Genomic DNA, 7568 nt, shown 5'->3' on the forward strand with positions numbered 1-7568 from the left:
ATAAAGTAAAAGATACTTTCGCAAGAGGTCTATTATTAACCATACAAATTTTTGTTTATTTCTGAATACAACTAGATCAGTAGAACAAGCCTTTCATTAAAATTAGTTATGTAATGTCTATCTGCTTCTCAATGGAAAGGAAGCGGAGCTTTAAAAGAAAAACCCCTGCTTAATACGGAGTACCTATCCTCAAACTAAGGACAGGATTTAGGGGTGGGGGCAGATTAGCTTTATCCCCTCCCTCTTTGACAAGGTACTTAAATCAATACCTAGTCCACGTTTACAGAATTGTGAAAGTTCTATCTTAACTTCCTGCAATGGAGGAAGTTGCATATCCTTCAATGCAGGACATGCTCTCAATTCCTAAAAGCTCAAATCAAATTAGTAACAGGTATTCGATTATAAAACTTCATATCTTATCAGGGCTTTTTATAGCATAGCTCTAAATGGCTCTCATTTGCTCTTACAGCTCGTTTAAGTTGAAGTGGTACAAGTGCATAGGCAAGGTGTCTAAACGCTCTCCTGTGAGCAATGGTGAGCATACAGAATTATATTTATATCTTTATCTAGTGTTAGGATGATCTGACAGACACAATATCTAGTGTCTAATTAAATACATCCATCCAAACTTGGATACATCTCCTCAAATCTGAGGGTATCTTTTAGAATCCAAAAATGGATACTGAATAGGAATAACGCTACCTCCAATGGAGGAAACGTCTATACATTTCTATACCAATCATCAAAGAACATATAGAACATTGTACTGATTAGCTCAGCGCAATTCTGCTCTCAGTGCTAGGAATATTTATTATTTCTACTCAACTGAATTTTCAGTTCAGTAGGTGTATGTATTCAAATAACCATAAAAACAGGTCTTTTTAAATATCAGTATTTTTCTATCTCAACTCAAAACACAGTAAAACTACTGTATTTATATAGTCTTTTTTATCTTCTCTCTGCTCTGTCAGATTCGTCATAACCATAAAACATAAAAAACCCTAGAAGCTATATAGGAAAAGGCTTACAGCTTGGTCAGACATTGACAAAAAAGTCCTTATGTGGTATAGTGTTTTCCATAATTTAGTACAAAACTTTTCACATAAATCTAGTACGGCATTTCAATAAAAACAACAGTAGGCTTCTAGCCTTTTAATATCTATTAGCCACTCATCAGCTTAGGGATTTTATTTAAGACAGTAGTATATATCCTCTCTTACAGATACATATAACTATCTCTCTATCTCATCTCTACTCATATCAAATAACAATATCTATTTAATATTTATAATTAATTAATATCTATATGCCTAAATCAATTAAAACAGTAGCTAAGAGCTATACATATAACACTAATTACACTTTAGATTCTCGTAGATTTGAAAGCATCTTAAAAGTCTTAGAAAGTAGTAGAGATAATCTAAACAAGCCACAAGTAGCTCATATCGTCTTACAAGTAGAATCAGCAGACTTCGATAAATCATCTATAAATCTAGCATTAACTAAAACCTTATCACGTAAACTTAAAACAGGTTACGGATACTACATAGCTATGGAAAAGAGTAGGTATTCAGGATTCCATATACATATCATGCTTACATTTTCTACTGGCTCTAAATATGCTTTTACTATCTTAAATGAAGCTAGAGATTGTCTTTATGCTTTAGATAGTGTTAGTACAGCTATTGCTTTGCCACGTAAACAAGAAAGATCAGTTTCTATTGATACAGCAGACTATTACACAGCTTTTAAAGAGATTAGAAAGACTAATAACTATTTCCATGATCTGAAAGATACAGCAGACTTTAAGGATGCAGTTTATAGATATAGCTACTTATCTAAAGATGAAACAAAGCTAGAAAAGGAATTAAAAGGTATCAGATTGACACAATCTAAAACTCCTAAAGCTGACAAGACTAAACAAGAACAAAAGAAAAGAACAATTAAGAAAACAGGATAATAACTATAATGATCGACTATAACCAATATCAAATTAATACAGCATACAATCAACTAATATCTAATTTAGTATTATGGCAATATCTAACAAATAGAGTAAAAGCAGATACAGAACAAGGCTATAAAGTAGTTAAGAATAAAGAAAATCTAGACAAGATCACATCAAATATTCTTGATGCTCTCCCTGCTTTTGATGGTATTGATATAAGCAATGTAAAGCTATATATGCCATTAGTAGATGATGTAAAGCTATTAGAACAGTTTAAGGAGATAGAGATATGACACTTTTATTATGCTCTGTAGCTGTAGCATTTATTATCTATCAACTAATTACAATCTAGGGGATAGAGTATAGCTTCTTTCCTCTCTCTCACGTGTACGTGCTTATATGCTCACGTGTGAGGTGCGGTGCGCCTATGCGCTTTTGGATATTCTTTTAAATAGAGCATACTCTGATAATATTATTTTAATTTCATTAGAATAAGAATGTTTAGTAAAAACAATATCATCTATATTTCTAGTCAATTCATCTATATTTGAATCATTAAAACTATCATATTCTAATTTATTTGATATGACTTTAGAAAAGTTTTCATATGTATTATCAAAATTAGAATATTTATCTTTTAAACTACTATCACTAACAACATATAGTATAAGTAAAATTGAATCTCTCAGTATTTCATATTTATCTTGATATTCTGTATAAGTACTTACAAGATGTTTATAATTATCATCTTTAAAGTGTTTTAGTGCAGATAAACTTAATATCTCTATCTCACTTAACACCTTAAAAGCTTTATTAGCTTCATTAGCTATAACTTCACTACCTTTTTGATTTCTCCACTGCCTTGAGATATACAATGCAGTAGCAGAAGCTATTCCTGCTCCAATAATCGTACTAATAGCTCCCCAATCCCAACTACAAACATCCATAGACTACCCCTTTAAAACTCTATATACAGTAGCAACACCACACCCTACAGCCTTTGCTATTTCTTCTTTTGTTAAGCCTTTATTATTTAACTCTTTAATTCTAGCATGTTTAGCTGTATCTGCTTTCTTTCCAGTAGGCTTGTATCCGCTTCTCTCTAAACCTTGCTTAATACGTTCTATACGCTTTTCATTGTCTAATCGAGCCATAGTAGCAAGTAAATCAATTAATAGGTTATTAACTAGATTCAGGATAGAGCTTGTAATTGTATCGTCTGTATTCAGTAGTACATGAGTAGTTGGCAGATCAGCTACAACTAGCTTCAATCCTTTCTCTTTTATACGTCCTTTCAATACTTCAAACTCATCTTGTTTTAAACGTGATAAGCGGTCTACGCTCTCAACTAATAAGGTATCTCCATTCTCTGCCTTATCAAGTAACTTGTTTAATACAGGTCTATCTAGCTTTGTACCTGATTCATTCTCTACATATTCCTTAACACTGTCTTGAATGGTACTAGCAAACTCTTTAAGGCTATCTAATGCTCTCTCTGCATCTTGGTCTTTTGTACTAGCTCTTACATATATATGAATGGTCATTTTATTATTTAACTCTATCTCTTTAAGTATTATGATAATACTATCATTTAACTATCAAAACAACTCAATTGATAGATATATTTATCATTTAATTCTATTATCTTTTGGGTATTGTCTAATGATAGATGTTTAATACTTATTACCAGTCATAACATATATGCTAAGCTATAATTTTATAACTTTAAAATTTCATAAGCACAGTGACTAAATTACTTACCTTATCTTTATTGTTTTTTTCATTTGAAGTAGTTGCTCTTACTCCAGAGCAAGCTAGAACCAAGGTTGCACAACAGAATAGCAAAAATGATATATTTCTAATTGAAGTATATAAAGTTTTAGAATATAAGAGAGAAAGTTTAAAGATTGACCAAGACTTGAATACCCTTCAAGCAACAATCTCAAAAACTTCTGATAAAAATGAACTAACAAGACTTTATTGTATTGAATATCGAAAGCTTAAACAGCAAACCTTAGATACTAATAAGAAGTTTTATGCAACAACCTATAAAACAAATACAATATATGTTGAGTCTTTAAATAAACTAAATACGCTTACAACAGCCTGTCGAAACAATAATATTACTAAATTTCATATAGAAGAAAATGATTTCTATCTAAGGTACAATAAATATATCGTAGATGGATTAGCTAAACGTAAAGATGAGTATAATCAATATAACGATGCTAAAAATATTTTTGAGGATATGCTTATCTTAAGGAAAAAACTCGTAGAAGAAGATGATTCTGTTACAGCACAAAATATACTTTGTATTGACTTCTTGAATAAAACGAATGAGCTAACTAATAAATCTTCAGCATGGACTCTTTCTCCACTAGTAAAAATTAGAACTCAACTCAAAGAAAGTGCAGCTAAATTAAAAGAAATTTGTCGAGAAAGAGGATATTAGAAAATATTTCATGCCAATATGCTCTCTCTACGTGAATGAAACAGTACAACTACCCTGCTAATTTATTTCTATTCACGTACAGCGTTTAATTTTATATAGCCCTAACCGATCAGTCTTATCAATATTCACCACATTATTTGTATTTCAATGGTTTATTAAGTTTGCTAACCTACTGGCATGAAAAGAATTTAACGAGTTGAACATATACATGACTACAGAAACAACAAAACTTTATACTTTCTCTATCCCTGAAATTAAGGAAGTTCTAGGCGTTGATAAAGACTTAGACAAGGGAGTTATTCAAGAAAAGCTACAAGGCTTTAAACAATATCCGAAGTTCATCTACAACCTTGATGACTTAAAGAATGTTTATGACTTATCTGATCTTACCATTGAGAAAGCGAAAACATACGTTGAAAAACGTAATGTAGAGCGTGGTCAAAAAGCTCAAGCTACACGTGCAGCCAATAAAGCCAAAGTTGCTAAAGAAGAAAAGAAAGCTAAAGCTAAGTCTGACAATCCTTTTGATGAACTGGGCAAGCTCTACGTACAGCAAGCCAATCTTAAAGTAGAAATTGCCAAACTATCTCGTGAGCAAAATCTGCTAGACAAGAAGATTATTGAACTTGAAAAGCAGATGAATGTACGTTGATTCTTTCAACTACTCGTAAGGGGGCTATATGCTCCCTTTTTTATTACACACTTTCTAACATGCGAAATACTGTATATTCTTGTTCAATCAATCAAAACAATAATGAGCAACAATGAGCAATATTTCTATTAACCAAGCAAGCAAACTGTTTAAGGTTAGCCGTAACACTATTTATGCTCGAATTAAGAAAGGTGATCTAACCAAGAATGCAGATGGTCTTGTTTCTGTTCAAGATATGATGCGTGTATTTGGAAATAAGGCAGACAAGAAAGCAACGGAACAAGCTGTCATTCAACTACTGAACAATACAGATAATATTGAACAGCCTATTCAGCAACAATCTGAACAATCTAAAAGCAGTAATGAACAGCTTTTACAGCAACAAATTGAACAACTAAAATTACAAGTTGAACAACTTGAAAAGCAACTGGAATACGTCAAAGCAAATGAAGCATGGCTTAAACAACAGTTAGATCAGAAGCTAATTGAACATAAGCCACAGGAACGAAAAGGACTACTTTCAAAAATATTTGGATAATTTAGCGTTAGAAATTTTTTATATTCAGTGAATTGTGATACAAATATTTCAGACATGAAAAAGCCCGTATTTCCTCGCTCGCCAAAGTTTAGAAATACAGGCTTGAATCCTTAGACCGTTTAAAACAGTGAAGTTCAAACAATCTGAGAACAATAATACAGGTTGTTTGAGCATTTGCAAACAGGTACGTTATGCAATGCAACAATTAACATTAGACTTAGCACAAATTACAGACAGATTCCCAAGTAAGCCTTATTGCTCGGATGATCTTCAAATAGGTCTACAGATTCGACCTAAACATCTAGCATTGCTTAAACGCTATATTCAGCCTAATCATCCCTATTACACTCATTTCTTTGTCTTTGATTTGGATTATCCAACAGCCTACGTTGATTATTTCTATTCAATGGTAGGCGTACCTACTCCAAACTTGATTGTAGAGAATCCTGAGAACGGACATGCTCATTACATTTATCAATTAGCAACTCCGATCTATCAAACGAATGCAAGCAACGATAAACCAATTAAATATGCTAACGCCGTCTATTTGGCTCTCAGGCAAGTTTTGAATGCAGACATCAACTATAGTGGGCTTATAACTAAAAACGCCATACACAGCTCATGGCGTACTCATGTACTACGTGAACAACCTTATACACTTGATCAACTATCTGAACGCCTGGACTTAACACCTCGTCAAATCAATAAAGAAATTAAAATAGATGAAGCTGTGGGGCTTGGTCGCAATTGCTGTGTGTTCCATACAGTAAGGCATTGGGCTTATGTGGAAGTACGCAAATATCGGGCTAAGAGCTTTAATCAGTGGCTTGATGGTGTCATTGCTCAATGCTGTGCTGTGAATGCTCAATTCACTGACCCAATGCAGTACAACGAAGTTAAAGGCATTGCAAAATCAATTGCTCGTTGGGTGTGGAAACGAGATGGTTATGCATACCAAGAATTTATTGATCGTCAGACACGTAAAGGGCAGTTAGGAGGTAAAGCTAAAGGTGAAGCATATAACGCTAAACGTAAGCTAGCAGTGCGTTACAAGGAAAAAGGCATGAGCTATACAGAGATAGCAGACAAGCTAAAAGTATCTCGTAGATCGGTAATCTACTGGTGCAAATAGCCTAAATCAGATATTAGCCCTTTGGGGCTGTTTTTAGCGGTACGCCGTGTTTGTATTTCATCACTTGTTTTCATCTGTAGCGTAACGATCAAAACAGCAACCAACCGACTGCATGGAATTGGATAGGGTATTGAGAAGAACAGAGGGCGTGGAGAAAACAGACGAAAAAGATTCGGTTTACGTATTAACTTAATCGCTGCACTGGTAAACCGGATGAACTTGCAAAAACGACTTTCGCAAGAGGTCTAGTATTTTAATCTCACTAAATAGATACAAGAGTAATTGTTAATGAATAAATATATCATCTTCATATTTTTAAGTTTATTTTTAATTGAGCGTAGTTCTGCTGATGTTTTTAAAGAAAAAGGGCTTCGGTATTACCAACCAATTAAAGTTAATAACCCAGATACTTATAATTATATCGTTAAGGCATTATCTGCTTTAAATAGTTTGGATTATTCAAATCTAAATAACTCTATTGAAAAGAAAGGTATTTCTAGTTTTGATACCTTATACGAGGCTTGTTTGTTGGAAGGTTCGTCTAATAGTACTTTAGATTTTATGGAATTAAATCGTAATTTCATTACTTCAAAGGATGCAAATCCATTTTTTTTAGATTCTAAAAAAAAATTAACTAAAGCAAAAAAAATTACACTTGGAAGATGCTCTGATGTTCGTTCTACTCTAGATAAAAAATTTGAAGTTGAAGCAGAAATTAGAAAACAAAAATTTATCAGTGATATTTTTCATGGTAATCCTTAGATGATTGTAATCAATGACTTCTTGCGTTAGTCAAAATTTAAACAGCCTAAAGCTACATTTAATAAGGTTTTAGCCAGTTCAAAA

General features: G+C 32.8%; 9 protein-coding genes. 7 read left to right on the forward strand and 2 right to left on the reverse strand.

Annotation, left to right across the window (positions count from 1 at the left end):
• Positions 1–1306: 1306 nt before the first annotated feature.
• Positions 1307–1960 carry a hypothetical protein gene (locus tag ABEF84_RS15470; protein WP_347473893.1) on the forward strand — a complete coding sequence of 218 codons (654 nt, stop codon included), beginning with the start codon at positions 1307–1309 and terminating at the stop codon, positions 1958–1960.
• A gap of 8 nt (positions 1961–1968) precedes the next feature.
• Positions 1969–2241, forward strand: a complete 273-nt coding sequence (locus ABEF84_RS15475) for a hypothetical protein (RefSeq protein ID WP_347473894.1) — start codon at positions 1969–1971, stop codon at positions 2239–2241.
• A gap of 132 nt (positions 2242–2373) precedes the next feature.
• Here ABEF84_RS15475 and ABEF84_RS15480 read toward each other — a convergent pair whose 3' ends face one another.
• Both ABEF84_RS15480 and ABEF84_RS15485 read right to left on the reverse strand, forming a co-directional pair.
• Positions 2374–2895 carry a hypothetical protein gene (locus ABEF84_RS15480; protein ID WP_347473895.1) on the reverse strand — a complete coding sequence of 174 codons (522 nt, stop codon included), beginning with the start codon at positions 2893–2895 and terminating at the stop codon, positions 2374–2376.
• Between the two features lie 3 nt (positions 2896–2898).
• The gene (locus tag ABEF84_RS15485; RefSeq protein WP_347473896.1) at positions 2899–3492 is read right to left on the reverse strand and encodes a recombinase family protein; all 594 of its coding nucleotides are present in this window, start codon (positions 3490–3492) and stop codon (positions 2899–2901) included.
• Between the two features lie 200 nt (positions 3493–3692).
• Between ABEF84_RS15485 and ABEF84_RS15490 the strand changes: the two genes are divergently transcribed.
• The 5 genes from ABEF84_RS15490 (at position 3693) to ABEF84_RS15510 (ending at position 7484) form a co-directional block, all read left to right on the forward strand.
• Positions 3693–4400 (forward strand): hypothetical protein, encoded by a 708-nt coding sequence (locus tag ABEF84_RS15490; protein ID WP_347473897.1) that lies wholly within the window; start codon positions 3693–3695, stop codon positions 4398–4400.
• A gap of 208 nt (positions 4401–4608) precedes the next feature.
• Entirely contained in the window at positions 4609–5052 is a 444-nt protein-coding gene (locus tag ABEF84_RS15495) for a hypothetical protein (RefSeq protein WP_347473889.1), read from the forward strand.
• A gap of 112 nt (positions 5053–5164) precedes the next feature.
• Positions 5165–5590 carry a plasmid replication DNA-binding protein gene (locus ABEF84_RS15500; protein WP_347473890.1) on the forward strand — a complete coding sequence of 142 codons (426 nt, stop codon included), beginning with the start codon at positions 5165–5167 and terminating at the stop codon, positions 5588–5590.
• Positions 5591–5786: 196 nt separating this feature from the next.
• Positions 5787–6722: a replication initiation protein gene (locus ABEF84_RS15505; protein ID WP_347473891.1), complete on the forward strand. Its 936-nt coding sequence runs from the start codon at positions 5787–5789 to the stop codon at positions 6720–6722.
• 288 nt (positions 6723–7010) lie between these two features.
• Positions 7011–7484 carry a hypothetical protein gene (locus tag ABEF84_RS15510; RefSeq protein WP_347473892.1) on the forward strand — a complete coding sequence of 158 codons (474 nt, stop codon included), beginning with the start codon at positions 7011–7013 and terminating at the stop codon, positions 7482–7484.
• Positions 7485–7568 lie beyond the last annotated feature (84 nt).

The sequence above is a fragment of the Acinetobacter sp. ANC 7912 genome, from assembly GCF_039862785.1.
GTDB lineage: Bacteria > Pseudomonadota > Gammaproteobacteria > Pseudomonadales > Moraxellaceae > Acinetobacter > Acinetobacter thermotolerans.